This is a genomic window from Brevibacillus choshinensis (assembly GCF_016811915.1).
GTDB classification, from domain to species: domain Bacteria; phylum Bacillota; class Bacilli; order Brevibacillales; family Brevibacillaceae; genus Brevibacillus; species Brevibacillus choshinensis_A.
Genome location: NZ_CP069127.1, coordinates 1,985,211 through 2,000,620, shown reverse-complemented (window position 1 = coordinate 2,000,620; position 15,410 = coordinate 1,985,211). Strand labels below are relative to the sequence as shown.

The 15,410-nt window shown below is 52.6% G+C and carries 13 protein-coding genes, 1 other RNA gene, 1 pseudogene and 1 other annotated feature (1 of these 16 only partly in view); of the genes and pseudogenes, 2 read left to right on the top strand and 13 right to left on the bottom strand.

Annotated features, from left to right (window positions below):
* Positions 1–200: 200 nt before the first annotated feature.
* The gene (locus JNE38_RS10210) at positions 201–1,265 is read right to left on the bottom strand and encodes an AI-2E family transporter (protein WP_203356453.1); all 1,065 of its coding nucleotides are present in this window, start codon (positions 1,263–1,265) and stop codon (positions 201–203) included.
* 370 nt (positions 1,266–1,635) lie between these two features.
* Between JNE38_RS10210 and JNE38_RS10205 the strand changes: the two genes are divergently transcribed.
* Positions 1,636–2,322, top strand: coding sequence for a TerC family protein (locus tag JNE38_RS10205; protein WP_203356452.1), 687 nt, complete (start codon positions 1,636–1,638; stop codon positions 2,320–2,322).
* Positions 2,323–2,456: 134 nt separating this feature from the next.
* On the opposite strand, the gene JNE38_RS10200 is transcribed toward JNE38_RS10205, so the two are convergent.
* From JNE38_RS10200 to cymR, 7 genes and pseudogenes are all read right to left on the bottom strand, one after another.
* Positions 2,457–2,654, bottom strand: coding sequence for a hypothetical protein (locus tag JNE38_RS10200; protein ID WP_238933607.1), 198 nt, complete (start codon positions 2,652–2,654; stop codon positions 2,457–2,459).
* Between the two features lie 28 nt (positions 2,655–2,682).
* Entirely contained in the window at positions 2,683–2,889 is a 207-nt protein-coding gene (locus tag JNE38_RS10195) for a hypothetical protein (RefSeq protein WP_203357494.1), read from the bottom strand.
* A 27-nt stretch (positions 2,890–2,916) separates the two neighbouring features.
* Entirely contained in the window at positions 2,917–3,405 is a 489-nt protein-coding gene (locus JNE38_RS10190; protein WP_203356451.1) for a PRC-barrel domain-containing protein, read from the bottom strand.
* A 74-nt stretch (positions 3,406–3,479) separates the two neighbouring features.
* Positions 3,480–5,739, bottom strand: a pseudogene (recD2, locus tag JNE38_RS10185) (SF1B family DNA helicase RecD2).
* Between the two features lie 97 nt (positions 5,740–5,836).
* A complete protein-coding gene (locus JNE38_RS10180) occupies positions 5,837–7,501 on the bottom strand; it encodes a methyl-accepting chemotaxis protein (protein ID WP_203356450.1) in 1,665 nt (554 codons plus the stop codon).
* A gap of 313 nt (positions 7,502–7,814) precedes the next feature.
* The gene (locus JNE38_RS10175; RefSeq protein WP_203356449.1) at positions 7,815–8,957 is read right to left on the bottom strand and encodes a cysteine desulfurase family protein; all 1,143 of its coding nucleotides are present in this window, start codon (positions 8,955–8,957) and stop codon (positions 7,815–7,817) included.
* Between the two features lie 81 nt (positions 8,958–9,038).
* The gene (cymR, locus tag JNE38_RS10170) at positions 9,039–9,458 is read right to left on the bottom strand and encodes a cysteine metabolism transcriptional regulator CymR (RefSeq protein ID WP_203356448.1); all 420 of its coding nucleotides are present in this window, start codon (positions 9,456–9,458) and stop codon (positions 9,039–9,041) included.
* 119 nt (positions 9,459–9,577) lie between these two features.
* Here cymR and JNE38_RS10165 point away from each other — a divergent pair, with 119 nt between their 5' ends.
* On the top strand, positions 9,578–9,751 hold the full coding sequence (locus JNE38_RS10165; protein WP_203356447.1) for a hypothetical protein: 174 nt from the start codon (positions 9,578–9,580) through the stop codon (positions 9,749–9,751).
* A 15-nt stretch (positions 9,752–9,766) separates the two neighbouring features.
* Here the strand turns inward: JNE38_RS10165 and JNE38_RS10160 are convergent, their stop codons facing one another.
* The 5 genes from JNE38_RS10160 to hisS form a co-directional block, all read right to left on the bottom strand.
* Positions 9,767–11,128: an AAA family ATPase gene (locus JNE38_RS10160; protein WP_203356446.1), complete on the bottom strand. Its 1,362-nt coding sequence runs from the start codon at positions 11,126–11,128 to the stop codon at positions 9,767–9,769.
* A 6-nt stretch (positions 11,129–11,134) separates the two neighbouring features.
* Positions 11,135–11,890, bottom strand: coding sequence for a tRNA threonylcarbamoyladenosine dehydratase (locus JNE38_RS10155; RefSeq protein ID WP_203356445.1), 756 nt, complete (start codon positions 11,888–11,890; stop codon positions 11,135–11,137).
* Between the two features lie 68 nt (positions 11,891–11,958).
* Positions 11,959–12,141: non-coding RNA, 6S RNA (ssrS, locus tag JNE38_RS10150), on the bottom strand.
* A 49-nt stretch (positions 12,142–12,190) separates the two neighbouring features.
* Positions 12,191–13,981 carry an aspartate--tRNA ligase gene (gene aspS, locus JNE38_RS10145; protein WP_203356444.1) on the bottom strand — a complete coding sequence of 597 codons (1,791 nt, stop codon included), beginning with the start codon at positions 13,979–13,981 and terminating at the stop codon, positions 12,191–12,193.
* A 22-nt stretch (positions 13,982–14,003) separates the two neighbouring features.
* Positions 14,004–15,284, bottom strand: a complete 1,281-nt coding sequence (hisS, locus tag JNE38_RS10140; RefSeq protein WP_203356443.1) for a histidine--tRNA ligase — start codon at positions 15,282–15,284, stop codon at positions 14,004–14,006.
* Positions 15,285–15,356: 72 nt separating this feature from the next.
* Positions 15,357–15,410, bottom strand: a binding site (T-box leader) (it continues 198 nt past the right edge of the window).

The window sequence follows — 15,410 nt, the reverse complement described above, 5'->3', positions numbered from 1 at the left end:
CCTGTCGCTTTACGGCCTTTAACGGTGCCAAGCCGCCGGTTTTTGCCCGGTCTTAGGAGTAGCCTTCTGTCGCACTTCTTCTGGCCGCTCTCTCAACCGTGGAGCGTCCTCTCTGTAGAAGGGCTGCAACATACTCGTTCCCTCATTGATCCAAACCTGTATTGCTTTGTTCGTATTATAAATTTTTTTGGCGATCACTGTCAACTTTCATGCATCATGAGCGCCACTCGGCTGATAATGACTTTGCATACGGCGAGCAGCGGGACCGCCACAATCAGCCCGATAATCCCCCCGATCGCTTCCCCAGCGAGCAAAGCCATGATGATGAGCAGCGGATGCAAATGAAGGGAACGCCCGACAATATTCGGGGATAGGATGTTTCCTTCTACTACCTGAATGACGACGTTGACGGCGAGTACGAACAAAAGCATTTTTGTCGAAATGGTCAATGCGACAATGACAGCCGGTCCCGCCCCGATCAGAGGGCCAATGTACGGGATGATGTTCGTCAGACAGACAAAGGAAGCGAGGACAAATGGATAGGGCATGCCAATCAGCCAGTAGCCGATGTAGGCAAACACTCCGACGATGATGGCCACCATCATTTGTCCATGTATGTAATTTCCGAGCGATTCATTGATATCTCGCAGCACCGATAGCACTTGTTTGCGGTACGCTCGCGGGACGAACGACATCCCCGCTTCATGCAGCTCTTTCATGTCCTTCAATAAATAGAAGGCGATGAACGGCACGACGGCGTACGCAAGCACTTTCCCGACTGAATTGCGGGCGTTGTTCACGAGTTGGGTAACGGTGTGGGAGACGTTCTCATGCGACTGGATAATCACCCGATCCACGCCATGCGAAATGCTATCCGGCAAAAAGTATTTATGGGCTTCCCATTCGCTCATCCATTTGTAATACCACTCCGAGAGCCTCGGCAAATCATCTGAGAGCTCTACCAGCTGCTTGGTAAAAATCGGGATGGCATTCACGACCGCAATCGCTATGATGAGAACAAAAGAGCCGTAAATGAGCAAAACAGCCATGAGCCGCGGCATCCGACGACGCTCCAACACCTGCACGATCGGATGAAGCAGGTAGGCGATAATCAGTCCAACCACAACAGGCACCAGGACTTCCTCCAGCAAATGAAACAGCTCGGACAAGACAGGTCGGAGCAGCCATAGCAGATTGCCAATGATCAACAGAATGGTGAGCCAAATGGCCGCAGCAAACAGGCGACTGCGCCGAAGTTCATCCACGCTGACAGACCTCCCTTCGTCTTCCGTATCTACTAGGGTGCCTTTTCCGCAAAAAAAACATGTACCCTATTGACACATCAAAATCCTCGAAGTAGTATGATAATACAAGTGGATATCTCCAAAGGGGAGTAGCTTTTACGCAACATAGTCGTCATTACGGGAGAAATCCCCGGCTATGTTGGCAACATGTTCCTTATGTTGTAAGCAAGACCTTTGCCTAACAGGTAAAGGTCTTTTTTTGTATGTTTCACGACCTTTGCCTGTCCAGGGAAAGGTCGTTTTCTTTTTCCCCCTTTATAACAGACTATAGGAGGTATCAAGAAAACGGCCGGAGGATTTTTACTTTCCAAGGACGAGGAGGAAGAGAGACATGGAACTATTGTTTACCCCTGAATTTTGGTCCGCACTACTAGCCATCGTCGTCATTGACTTGGTGCTAGCCGGCGACAATGCGATTGTCATCGGGATGGCGGCGCGAAATCTCCCAGCGAATCAGCAAAAGAAAGCGATCATCTGGGGAACGGTCGGCGCAATTGTCATACGCGCTCTGGCTACCTTGGCCGTTGTTTGGTTGTTGAAAATCCCTGGTCTGCTGCTCGTCGGTGGATTGATCCTGGTATGGATCTCCCTGAAGCTGCTGGTCCAAGAAGACAATCATGAGAACATGAAAGCCAGCGGCAGCCTCGGCGCTGCGATCTGGACGATTATCGTTGCTGACACCGTCATGGGTCTCGATAACGTAATCGCTGTCGCAGGTGCTGCACACGGTGACTTCCTGCTGGTCATCATCGGCTTGATCATTAGCGTGCCGATCATGGTATGGGGAAGCACGATGATTCTGAAGGTCATGGAGCGCTATCCGGTCGTCATCTACATCGGTTCCGCTGTCCTGGCTTACACGGCAGCCAGCATGGTTACTTCGGAAAAATTCCTGGCGCCATTCTTTGCACAATACCCTTGGGTAAAATGGGTGTTCATCGTTGCAGTCGTGGTTGGTGTCCTGTTGACAGGTCGCATGAAAAGTCAGAAGCAAAAACGACTGGCGGAACAATCATAAGCTTGAAAGCTTGCCCATTCCGATAAAAACGCCAAACACCTCTTGCAGAGCGGATCTTTGCAGGAGGTGTTTTTTATTGCAAAAAAGCTGACGCCAAAATGACAGGCGTCAGCTTTCCAGATAAAATTTCCAAACTAACGAGCGACGGCACGCATCAGCTTTCGACCTGTTTTCATCATGCGCTGCATGTCTCGCATGGAGAAGGGCAATCGATTCATGAATAAGGAAAATCGACTGCGACGACGACGTGGAGACATCAGATATCCGACGACGGCCACGATTCCACTAGTTGCTAGGATGCGCAACAGGCTTCTTACGATCAAGCGTGCCACCTCCAGTAGTTTTGGTCGCTCAAGTGAGCTACATATTCAATTGAGCAGTAACCGTTTGATCCTCGATAAACAGATCATTGAGCGAATGCAGCGATCCATCTTCCTCTACTTGGTAGACAGAAGCGATCTGTTCCCCTGCAACACTCATCTCTATAAAGCAATTCCAGCAGTAGTACTGATTGGTACCAATCTTCCCTACATCTTTGGAACTGCAGTTCGGGCAAATGACACGCATCACGCAAAACCTCCCTTTCACGCCTGGCTACGAACAAAAGTCCGGCACGATCAGGTTTTCTTCCCCGACGATGACGGAATACGGTGCTGGCAGGCGTTTTCGCCCCTCCGTGACATCCGCAATCCAGCCATTGGACAGTTCGTACCCTACAAGTTTCTCCCAGTTCGCAGAAAAGTAAACGTCTTCCAATCTGCCCAGGAGTTCTCCAGAAGCGGTAATGACCGCTTTTCCTTTTAACTTTGTCTTTCCCGTCACGAAGCCGACAGGTTGCAGACCGGCGAGATGAGGCAAGGGCGTGATTGCGTCTTTACCCGATACGGTAAGGCAGGACTCACCTACCGCATGAATCCGTTCGGCAGGAATGTAGGTACCTGAATGGAACCAGCCCTGTTCGCTCAGCAAGACTCCTCGTACATGCCAAGTGGAGTCACAAAGAATGTCACGGGCGGTACCGATCGTCTCTCCTGTTTGCAGGCAAACGACGGGCAAGCCAACTACATCCATTGCCTTGCGCATGTGGGACATCCCCCTTCCGCCCTATTAGTATCTGGCGATTCGATGGGGGTCATTCGACGCAAAAGGTTCCAAACTCATCCTTGCCGAAGCCGCTCTTCCAGGTAGCTGTACCGAACTCCTTCTTCATCCGTCTCCACGGCTGCGCGAAACGCGTCTGGCTCGCCGCACATGATGAGGAAAGATTTGCTCCGGGTAATTCCTGTGTAAACCAGCTTGCGCCGGAGCATCCGGTAATAGCTTTTGACAAACGGCATCACTACAATCGGAAATTCGCTTCCTTGTGACTTATGGACGGAGCAACAGTACGCCAGCGTCAGCTGATGATACGCCGAGCGCTTGTACGTCACTTCCCGGCCGTCAAAGGATACGACCAGCATCTCTTCGTTCTCTGCGTTTTCGTTTGGGAAAAAAATCGCAACAATCTCACCCATATCACCGTTGAACACCTGTTCTTCGGCATTGTTCACCAGCTGCAGGACTTTGTCACCCGTGCGGAATGCCGTTTCTCCAAACGTCACTTGCCGCTTCTGGGAGTCTTTGGATTAAACAGCTCCTGCAGCTCTTCGTTCAGCCGGTTTACGCCGGCATTTCCTTTATAAATGGGGCCAGAACTTGTACATCTTTTGCCGTATATCCTTTTTTTACGGCCCCGGAGCAAATTTGTTTCACTGCTTCCGGTACATCTTGTGGCGAACTTGTGAAAAATCGCCGATCCGGAGTGGTTTTCAGCAAGTCCAAAGGTACATTCCCTTTTCTCACGTCGTGCGCCAAGCGGATAATCGTGGACTCTTCTGCTTGCCGGTAGATTTCTGTCAGCTGCACCAAGGGCAAGAGGCCGGAGCGAATCATATCCTGCAGCACGTTTCCTGGACCGACAGACGGCAGCTGATCCGGATCCCCCACCATGATGACCTGCATCTCGTCGGGTATCGCCCTGAACAGCTGATTGGCCAGCCAAATATCGACCATCGACATCTCATCGATGATCAAGAGGCGACCTTTGATCGGATGTTCCGCATCGTGCTCAAAGCTCTCCCCTTTGTAGCCAAGCAAACGATGAATCGTCATTGCCGGTAGCCCGGTCGTCTCGGTCATCCGTTTGGCCGCGCGACCAGTGGGTGCAACCAGCACGATGGGAAACGGATTGTCTTCGCCGTATTTTTTCAAATCCAGAGACAAGCCGTGCAGCTGCGAAAACACGCGACAGATCCCTCTGATGACCGTCGTCTTCCCCGTACCCGGACCACCGGTAAGCAGCATCAGCCCTGACGTGACGGCCTGTTCAATGGCGTCCCGCTGCGTCTGTGCATAGGTGATGGCCAACTCATCCTCGACAGCCCCGATGGCTCGATAAAACTCCGAAGCAGGAAATGATGCGAACTGATCCCTGCTCGAAAAATGACGGAGCCGTTTCGCCAAGCCCAGCTCTGCGAAAAACAAGGAGGGCAGGTACGCCCGATCGTCTTCCCATGCGATTTTGCTTGCGACGAACAACCCTTCTACCGCCAAAGTGATCTCTTCGGCGGCAAAGGCATGGCCGCCACACTCGTCTAATAATCTCATCGTTTTTTCGCAAAGCTCGTCCACCGGAAGATACACATGCCCTTCCGAATACGAAGCCTCCTGCAAAGTGAACAAGGCAGCTGCTTTTACCCGTTCTTCGGATGACGCGGCGATTCCCGTTGACCGCGCGATATCATCCGCGCGTTTGAAACCGATCCCTTGCACATCTTCAATGAGACGGTAGGGCTCTTCCTTGAGCACGGTCATGGTTTCCAGCTTATACGTCTGGTAAATGCGCAGCGCCATGTTGACGCCGATGCCAAAATCGTACAGAAAGACCATCGCACTCTCCAGGGAGCGGTGCTCGATGACAGATTCATAAATAATCTTGGCACGTGATTCAGAGATCCCCTGCACCTCTGCCAAGCGTTCCGGATAATCGGCAATGATGGACAGAGCATCGATCCCCAGCTGTTCCACGATTCTTTTTGCCATCTTCTTCCCGATTCCTTGAAAGAGTCCGCTCGCCAAATAACGCTCCACACCCGCGAGCGTCTTCGGAGTCTCCCGCTCGTAGCGTCTGGCTACGTATTGCTGGCCAAAGCGGGCATGCGTCTTCCACTCTCCGTAAAAGGTATAGAGCTCATCCGGATGAGGTCGCGGAAAGTTGCCGACGATGATTACCTCCGAATCCTTGAAGTTTTCGGTTGTCTCTTCAATTTTAAGACGAATCACTCCGTACCACGTTTCTTCATTGTAAAAAATTTCTTGTGCGAGAAATCCGCGTATGTATGTCTCGGCAAACAAGGAGATTGTCTGCTGTTCGTCCATCCCTTACTCCTCCTTACCCAGCTCATTCCCGAGAGAAACACCCTTGGGAAGGAAAAAATCCACTTTCGAACAAAGTGGATTCTACCTTCAACTCTTGTTAGATTGTAAATCGTTTTACCTGTTCTGACAACCGTTCCGCCATTTCCGCCAAGGTCTCGGCCGCCGCAGTCATCTCCTCTGTCGTCGCTGTCTGCTCCTCAGAGGCGGCCGCCACTTCCTGCGTATCGCGCGCTGCTGTATCGGCCAAGCTGGCGATATGGTCAGCGTTTCCTACCAGCTTCTCCGTATCGTGATGAATGGCCCTCGCGGCTTCATTCATCCGATTTACCTGATTGCTTACATCCTGCACGGCAATCAGGATTTGCTGGAAGCTTTCACCTGCGGACGCGACGCCTCCTCTGCCTTCCTGTACGGCCTCGGTAGTCGCTTCCATCGCGGTGACAGCATCCCGTATTTCCTGATGCGTCGTATGAATCAAGCTCGCGATTTCTTCAGCTGCCTGTCCGGATTGTTCCGCCAGCTTGCGTACTTCCTGTGCGACTACAGCAAAGCTCCGTCCTTGCTCGCCGGCCCGTGCGGCTTCAATCGCGGCATTCAGTGCGAGCAGATTGGTCTGATCGGATATCTGGCGAATGATCGTGATGATTCCCATGATTTTTTCCGATTGCAGCCCGAGCTCCCTTATGACCTGCTCCGTTTGGCGTACATGGCTCGTGATCTGATCCATTTCCTCCACCAGTTTTTTCAGCTTGCCCTCTCCACCTTTGGCCAGCTGAAACGCTTGGCTCGCATCGGTGCTGACATGATCGGTCGACTCGGCGATCTCTCCAATATCGTTTCCGATTCGGTGCAGAAAATGAGTGGTATCCAGCACAGCTCGTTTTTGCTGATCGGATCCGCTGGCGATTTCCGAAGACGCCGCAGAAATTTGCTCGGAGGCTCGTGCGCTTTCGGAGGCACTTGCCGTCAGCTCTTCAGAGGAAGCCGCCACCTGCTGGGAGACGTGCTGCACCTCCTGCAGCATTCTGCGGAAGCCACCCATCATTTCATTGTACATGGCGGACAGAGCACCGATTTCATCGCGGGATCTCACCTGCACGACACCAGTCAAATTACCCGACTCTGCTTCCTTCATGACGGCTACCAGTTCTTTTAGCGGACGGACCAGTTTGTTGACGATAAAAATTCCCACAACCAAAGCAATGATGGCACTGGCCAGATTGAGCAAAAACATGAGCATGCGGCTGCTCTCAATTGTTTTTAGCAAATCATTCTGGAAACTTCCGATGACCAAGATCCAACCGTTGGGAAGCTCCTCAAAGACGGTGAGCTTGGTCGCTCCCTGAAAATCGTATTCCAGCCATCCTTTCTTTTTCGCCAAGATCTCTTTGGTGAACTCTTCTTGCGCGAGCGAGGTGTTTTGGACTGAGGGATCTGGATGGACGATCGCAACGCCTTGCGCATCGATAATGTAGGCATAGCCGTTCATCCCATTCGGCTTGTAATATCTCTCTGCCACTTCGCCGATGATTTCACTAATTTTCTGTTTGTTTCCTTCAAACACGGAGGCGTCCTGTGTGTATGGAGCCAGCTCTCTTGTCTTCATGTCCGTTATGTATTGCAAATCGGTCACGGTAAGCTCATAGACGGCCTTGCGGGCATTTTCAAACTGCAAATAGCCGACTGTCATCAACGGGACCATCGTGATGATCAGTATGGTGATAACGAGTTTAAAACGAATGGAGATACCCTTGATGAACATAAATCCCTCTCCTTTTTGAGGCTGAAGCAATAGTTCTATTGTCACATGCAGCTGCATACAAGTGTATCATTTTCCATAATCAACCACAATTCGCGAGGTCGTTCTTTCACAAAAGTGAAAAAACCAACGAGTACACTCGCTGGTTTTTTGCTTTTGCTTATCCAGTGATCGTAGTGGTCGACGTGGGAGCATCCCTCCCCCCTTTTGGAAGTGGCTGTTTACCTACCTTTTGACGCAAAAAACCGCTTGGGCTCTGGATTCTCCCAAACGGTTTATTTTCAACAGTCTTCTGTTCTCACTGAGTAAACTACGCTCATTTCACCAGGCGCTTCACAATGCTTGCCACAGCTTGAGCGGCCTTCTTCGCTTCTTCGATCGTATTGGTGATGCCAAAGCTGAAACGAATCGCAGATGTCGCGATGCTTTCATCCAGATTCATGGCGGTGAGGACGTGAGACAGCTCGAGTGAACCCGATGTACAAGCCGAACCACTGGATGCAGCTATACGGACCAGGTCCAGATTCATCAGCATGGTTTCGGTATGTACACCGATAAAGCTGACATTAAAGACATGAGGTAACACTCTTTCAGGGTGTCCATTGATCTGATAAGCGATGCCCGCTTCCTTCCAGACAGCCTCCATCTCTTCTTTCATCCGTCTGTACTTGGAGACACGATCATCCATTTCCTCTGAAGTAACTCTTGTCGCTTCGGCAAATCCAACGATCCCGGCGAGGTTTTCTGTGCCTGCACGTCGCTTCCTCTCTTGGGAGCCCCCGTGCATGATCGGTGATAGCGGCACCTTTTTGGCTACGTACAAAGCGCCTACCCCTTTAGGGCCATTGATCTTGTGAGCAGAGACAGACAGCATATCCACTGGCAGCTGTCTCACGCGTACGGGCAGCACCCCAAACGCCTGAACCGCATCGGTGTGGAAGATGATCCCTTTTTCGCGCAAAAACGCGCCGATCTCTTCAATCGGTTGGATCGTGCCGACTTCGTTGTTTCCGTACATGATGGAAACGAGGACCGTATCTGGGCGAATCGCTTCCTTCAAATCTGCCAAACGCACAGAACCGGTCTCATCTACAGGCAGGTATGTCACTTCAAAGCCGGCTTGCTCCAGGTATTCGCATGCATGCAGAACCGCGTGATGCTCCACCTGCGAGGTAATGACATGACGACCGCGCTCTTTTTGGGCCATCGCACCGCCGATGATCGCCAAATTGTCAGCTTCCGTTCCGCTTCCGGTAAAAATGAGCGATTGCGGATCCGCATCCATGAAAGCGGCGATCTGGTCTCTCGCCGCCTCCAATGCCTTGCGCGCCTCTCGCCCAAAACCATGCACACTGGAGGGATTGCCAAATACTTGCGTCAAATACGGGGTCATCGCTTCCACGACCCTGTGATGCACGGGAGTCGTGGCTGCGTGATCAAAATACATCATGTCAGACACGGATGTCACCTTCTACATACTTGGTAGCGCCTACCAATTAGTGATTTGACGTTCGTCAAATGTTTGAGCACTTGACGTCCGTCAAATGTAAAACATATAGTTGTCGGAACGGCCATCGTCCTCGAAGCTGATTAAATCTTGCAGGGAGGTAGAATCGAGAACGGCAGAAATGCTGTCGCGGATTCTGAGCCACAGATAGCGTTTTGCCGGATCTTCTTCTTCTGCGAATTCGACAGGGCTGATTGGCCCTTCCAATACGCGAATCACGTCGCCCGCTGATATTTCCTCGGGTTGTTTTGCCAATACGTATCCGCCATATGCACCGCGAATGCTCTTTACCAGGCCAGCATTGCGCAAAGGTGCGATCAGCTGCTCCAAATAATGCTCAGACAGGTCATGACGCTGGGCGATGCTCCGCAGTGAAGTCGGCCCTTCTCCGTTACGGTTTGCGAGCTCCATCATGATGGTCAGCCCGTAACGTCCTTTCGTTGAAATCTTCATGTAGCAACTCTCCTCTTTCTAATCTGCTTATCCCCTCATGCATGGATGCAAACCCATTTCTGGCAGCCTACATGACTTCGCTGTGACGGGACACACTAGCATCCAGGGGGTGAAGTATCATGGCGACGAATAAACGCTCTGAACGGGGACGCAATCACCCGTCCCAAACCTTGTACGATCAACCGGCGGGAACCATTGCCCACAAAGCTCGTTTCGGTGCCAGTGAGAATAGCAAGCAGCCGAATGAAAATGGCGATTTGCCTAACAAGCCAGGCGGCGACGTCCGTACCTGACGACTGAATTCCCCCTTACTCGGGGGAGTTTTTTTGTGGAGGCAATCCGCGATGATCCAGTTTTTTCCGCTCTTCCTGAAACTTTCGGATATGCCGCTCATAACCATGATCCTTGGGCTGGTAAAAGGAATAATGGACACCATCCGGCAAGTATTGCTGGGGTACGTACCCATATGGGTAATCATGTGGATACTGATAGCCCTTTCCGTGTCCCAGCTTGGCCGCTCCCTTGTAGGCAGCGTCGCGCAGGTGAATCGGAACCGGTTTGTGCCCATCGGTACGAATGCGTTCCAAAGCCGCGTTTATTCCGTTGTAGGCAGCGTTGCTCTTCGGTGCAGTCGCGAGGTAGGTCGTGGCTTGTGCCAAAGGAATCCTCCCCTCCGGCATCCCGACCAGTTCAACAGCCTGAAAGCAAGCTGTCGCGACAGCGATCGCCTGGGGGTCTGCATTGCCGATGTCCTCGGATGCAGAGATGACCAGCCTGCGCGATATAAAGCGCGGGTCTTCCCCTGCATCGATCATGCGTGCCAGCCAATACAGAGCCGCATCCGGGTCCGAGCCCCGAATGGATTTGATGAACGCCGATATCGTATCGTAATGGTTGTCCCCGCTTTTATCGTAGCGAACAGCTCGCCGCTGAATGGACTCAACCGCTACATCCAATGTAATCACCACACGCCCGTCCTTATCCGACGGAGTCGTGGTGACAGCCAGCTCCAATGCATTCAGCAATCGCCTGGCGTCCCCTTCTGCGTAATGGATCAGATGCTCGGCCGCCTCCGGTGTCAGAGAAACGGACAGCTCCCCCAAGCCATTCTCGGCGTCCTTCAGTGCACGATCCACCACCTGCTGCAGCTCTTCATGGGTCAAAGACTGCAGGGAGAAGATTTGCGAACGCGACAGCAGGGCCGGATTCACCTCAAAAAAAGGATTCTCAGTGGTCGCCCCGATCAAAATGATCGTTCCCTCTTCTACATAAGGCAGCAGTGCGTCTTGCTGAGATTTATTGAAGCGATGGATCTCGTCTACAAACAACGTTGTCCGCTGGTTGTCCATCACGAGCCTCTCCTTGGCTGCCTCCACCACTTTCCGAATATCAGCCACGCCAGCAGTGACTGCATTCAATTCGGAAAAATGGGACCGCGTCGACCCCGCAATGACTTTTGCCAAGGTTGTCTTCCCGGTTCCCGGCGGGCCGTAAAATATCAGCGACGAGACCTGATCGGCTTCGATGGCGCGCCGCAGCAGCTTTCCGGGCGCGAGTATGTGGGACTGCCCGATCACCTCATCAATAGACTTGGGGCGCATCCGGGCAGCCAACGGCTTTTGTTTGCCTCCACCCTGCTGGTCATAGGCAAACGTAAACAGATCGTCCATAGTTCACTATCCTTTTGCTGGCTGCCAATCCAACAAGTCACGCACAACGACACTTGCCAGAATCAAACCGGCAACAGACGGAACAAAGGCGTTGCTTGCTGGAGGCTGCCGCACTTTGCTAATCGGAGAATTCGGATTGGAAACGATTTGCTCGCGCACGTCTGAGCGTACGGTCACCGGAATCTCACGGGAATAAACCACTTTCACTCCCTTGTAGATTCCTGCCTTGCGCAGCTCACGGCGAATCACCTTGGCGATCGGATCGTAGCTGGTCTGCGAAATATCCGCTACCTCGAAACGGGTCGGATCCATTTTGTTCGCCGCTCCCATGCTGGAGATAATGGGAATGTTGCGTCGCTTTGCTTCCTTGATCAAGTACAGCTTGGCGGACATGGTGTCCATGGCATCCACGATGTAGTCTACTTCATGTGCAAAGAACTCACTTGCCGTCTCTTCCGTAAAGAACATGTTCAAGGTAACGACCTCGCACTCCGGATTGATGGAAGCGATCCGTTCCTTCATCAGTTCGGCTTTCTTCTGCCCGACTGTATTCAGTGTAGCATGAATCTGGCGGTTGATGTTGGTAATGTCCACGACATCCTTGTCCACCATTACCAATTTGCCTACGCCTGTCCGAGCCAGGGCTTCTACGGTAAAAGACCCCACTCCGCCTATACCTAATACCGCAACGCGGCTGTTTTTCATTTTTTCCAAACCTTCGGGACCAAAGGCCAATTCACAGCGGGAAAATTGATGAAGCATCGTCTTGTCACCTTTCATTTCATAAGCGAAGTTATAGTCAATCGGAAAAGTAGGATTCCAGCGAAAAAAGGAGCCCCATTATGCCGTTCAGCTCCTTAGTTTTGAACCTGCTCATCGCAGGTGGGTGTCTTGCCCAACTGTTACAGACGTCCACTCAAACGGAGGCATGCCTTTACAGTTGCGGACGGTAAACTCCCTAAAAAAACTTTGTGGCTCAAAACTATCGGATTTCACGTACATCGCAGGGCTTCATTTTAGTATTACCACTGTATCAAATCGCAATGCGGTTGTGCAAGTCGCTTACGCTTCTACCTTTTCTTCCTCTTCAACGGTTGTCGCGATGTGCAGGTCAGACAGCTGTCTTGGAGCTACCACATCTGGTGCGTTTACCATCAGGTCGGTTGCACTCGCTGTTTTCGGGAACGCAATCACTTCGCGCAGGTTGGTGCGTCCTGCCAGCAGCATGATCAAGCGGTCCAGACCGAGTGCGATACCGCCATGCGGTGGTGTGCCGTATTCAAACGCATCGAGGAGGAAGCCGAATTGCTCGCGGGCTTCTTCTGGTGTAAAGCCGAGCGCTTTGAACATTTTTTCTTGCACGTCACGCTTGAAGATCCGCATGGAACCGCCGCCGAGCTCGTAGCCGTTGAGCACCATGTCGTACGCTTGTGCACGGATTTGACCTGGATCCGTGTCGAACAGGTGCAGGTCTTCGTCTTTTGGACGAGTGAACGGATGGTGCAGAGCCACGTAGCGCTTCGCCTCTTCATCCCATTCAACCAGTGGGAAGTCTACGACCCACAGGAACGCGAATTTGCTGTGGTCGATCAGGCCGAGCTCCGCACCCAGCTTGGAGCGAAGGGCACCCAGAGCATCCGCAACCACTTTTGGTTTGTCTGCCACGAACAGAAGCAAGTCGCCATCTTCAGCGGACAGGCGTTTTTTCAGTTCAGCGATTTCCTCTTCTTTAAAGAACTTCGCGATTGGACCTTTCACCTCTCCGCCTTGGAAGCCGATGTACGCCAGGCCTTTCGCACCATAGCGGTTTGCGAATTTTTGCAGGTCGTCAGCCTCTTTGCGGGAATAGTGACCGCAGCCTTTCGCGTTGATCGCTTTTACTTGACCGCCACCCGCTACTACGCTGGCGAATACTTTGAAATCACTGCTCGCTACCAGGTCGGATACATCGGTCAGCTCCATGCCGAAGCGAACGTCTGGCTTGTCGGAGCCGTAGCGTCCCATTGCATCTGCGTATGTGAGGCGCGGGAACGGAGTCGGGATGTCAATACCGAGCGTTTCTTTGAAAACGTGTGCGACCATCTTTTCCATCATGGGCAGGATTTCTTCCATAGAGAGGAAAGATGTCTCAATGTCCACCTGGGTGAATTCCGGCTGACGGTCAGCGCGCAGGTCTTCGTCACGGAAGCAACGAACGATCTGATAGTAGCGTTCCAGACCGGACACCATCAGCAGCTGCTTGAACAGCTGTGGTGATTGCGGCAATGCATAGAACTCGCCTGGATGCACACGGGATGGCACCAAGTAATCGCGGGCGCCCTCTGGCGTGCTCTTTGTCAGCATGGGGGTTTCTACTTCCACAAAGCCGTTGTTGTCGAGGTAGTCGCGGAATGCCTTCGCTGCTTTGCTGCGCAGAATCAGGGAGCGCTGCATTTCCGGACGGCGCAGGTCCAGGTAGCGGTATTTCAGGCGCACTTGCTCATCTACATCGATTTCATCCTCGATTTGGAACGGAGGCGTTTTCGCTTCGTTGAGAATTTGAATGTCGGAGATGTGCACTTCCACTTCTCCTGTCTGCAATTTCGGGTTGATCGCTTCCGGCGCGCGGTTTACAACCGTTCCTTTTACGACCAGTACGTATTCGCTGCGAACTTTATCGGCGAGCTCCCAAGCACCCTTGTGGTGCTCTGGATTGAACACGATTTGCACGATGCCGGTACGGTCACGGAAGTCGATGAAAATAACTCCGCCGAGGTCACGACGCTTTTGTACCCATCCATTCAGGACGATTTCCTGTCCGACGTGTTCTTTTGTTACTTCTCCGCAATGTACGGTGCGATATTGCCATGCCATTTTGATATCCTCCACTCAATTCCTAGATTGTAGGTTGTAATTTTGCGCTCAGCGCGGTCACGAGCTCATCTCGTTTGACCTCTTGCTGTTCGCCTGTTGCCATCTCTTTCAATACGACAGTGCCGTTTGCCAGCTCCGTCTCACCGATGATCGCGGTAAAACGAGCAGACAGGCGATCGGCTTGCTTCAGCTGTGCCTTCATTTTGCGATCGAGGTAATCGAGCTCAGCCGCAATTCCCGCCCGACGCAATTGATCCACGAGGACGAATGCCTGTGTTTTTGCCTCTGGCGATTGTACGACTACGAAGCAATCGATCCCACCACTGATCGGCAGCTGCACGCCTTGTTTTTCCAGCGCCAGCAGCAATCGCTCGATGCTGAGTGCAAAGCCGATACCCGGCATATCATCGCCGCCGAGCTCTGCCACCAGCCCGTTGTAGCGGCCGCCGCCGCACAAGGTCTCTACCGCACCGATCTCTGCCATCTTGATCTCAAACGCGGTCAGGGTGTAGTAATCCAGCCCGCGAACCAGACGTGGATTCACGTGGTACGGGATATCCAGCGCGGTCAGGTAGCCTTTCACGGCTTCAAAATGTGCAGCCGACTCTTCGCTCAAGTAGTCGAGAATCGATGGCGCATCTTTGGTCAGAGACTTGCACTTCTCGTTTTTGCAGTCGAGCACGCGCAGCGGATTTCGATCGATCCGGGATTGGCAATCCTCGCACAGCTCAGTCCGCACGCCATTCAGATGAGCCAGCAGATGCTCGCGGTGATGAGCGCGGTCTTCCAGCGTGCCTACGCTGTTCAGCTCGACGCTGAGTCCAGTCAAGCCCAGCTCCTGATACAGACGAATCGCAAGGCCGATCACTTCCGCGTCAATCGCCGGGTCACTGGACCCGATCGCTTCTGCACCAAACTGAACAAATTGACGGTAACGGCCTGCCTGTGGGCGCTCATGCCGGAACATCGGCCCCAGGTAGTACAGCTTCGTCGGTTGATTCGGTGAGCCGTACAATTTGTTCTCCACATAGGAGCGAACGACCCCGGCCGTCCCCTCTGGACGCAGTGTGAGGGCATCCGTGCTGCGTGGATTCGCCACACTGTACATCTCTTTTTCCACGATGTCGGTGGTCTCGCCTACGCCGCGCTGGAACAGCTCAGTGCTCTCAAACAGCGGAGTGCGGATTTCCTGATAATTGGAGCGTCGGCACAAATCGCGGGCTTTGGCCTCCACGTAGTGCCACAGCTCTACGGTACCGGGCATGATGTCCTGCGTACCGCGAGGAATTTGAATGCGCGTCATTCGTCTGAACCCCCATTATGATTAAGAAAATAAAAAAGCCCCTCGCCGCCTGACCTGTAGCGCAAACTACAGGTCAGGGACGAGAGACTGGTTTTAACTCCCGTGGTGCCACCCTGATTGAGCGAC

Excerpts from the sequence above, each read along its gene's own strand:
- JNE38_RS10205 (WP_203356452.1), top strand. The coding sequence starts at position 1,636 with ATGGAACTATTGTTTACCCCTGAATTTTGGTCCGCACTACTAGCCATC.
- JNE38_RS10190 (WP_203356451.1), bottom strand. The coding sequence starts at position 3,405 with ATGCGCAAGGCAATGGATGTAGTTGGCTTGCCCGTCGTTTGCCTGCAA.
- cymR (WP_203356448.1), bottom strand. The coding sequence starts at position 9,458 with ATGAAGATTTCAACGAAAGGACGTTACGGGCTGACCATCATGATGGAG.
- JNE38_RS10180 (WP_203356450.1), bottom strand. The coding sequence starts at position 7,501 with ATGTTCATCAAGGGTATCTCCATTCGTTTTAAACTCGTTATCACCATA.
- JNE38_RS10195 (WP_203357494.1), bottom strand. The coding sequence starts at position 2,889 with ATGCGTGTCATTTGCCCGAACTGCAGTTCCAAAGATGTAGGGAAGATT.
- aspS (WP_203356444.1), bottom strand. The coding sequence starts at position 13,981 with ATGGCATGGCAATATCGCACCGTACATTGCGGAGAAGTAACAAAAGAA.
- JNE38_RS10160 (WP_203356446.1), bottom strand. The coding sequence starts at position 11,128 with ATGGACGATCTGTTTACGTTTGCCTATGACCAGCAGGGTGGAGGCAAA.
- hisS (WP_203356443.1), bottom strand. The coding sequence starts at position 15,284 with ATGACGCGCATTCAAATTCCTCGCGGTACGCAGGACATCATGCCCGGT.
- JNE38_RS10155 (WP_203356445.1), bottom strand. The coding sequence starts at position 11,890 with ATGCTTCATCAATTTTCCCGCTGTGAATTGGCCTTTGGTCCCGAAGGT.
- JNE38_RS10165 (WP_203356447.1), top strand. The coding sequence starts at position 9,578 with ATGGCGACGAATAAACGCTCTGAACGGGGACGCAATCACCCGTCCCAA.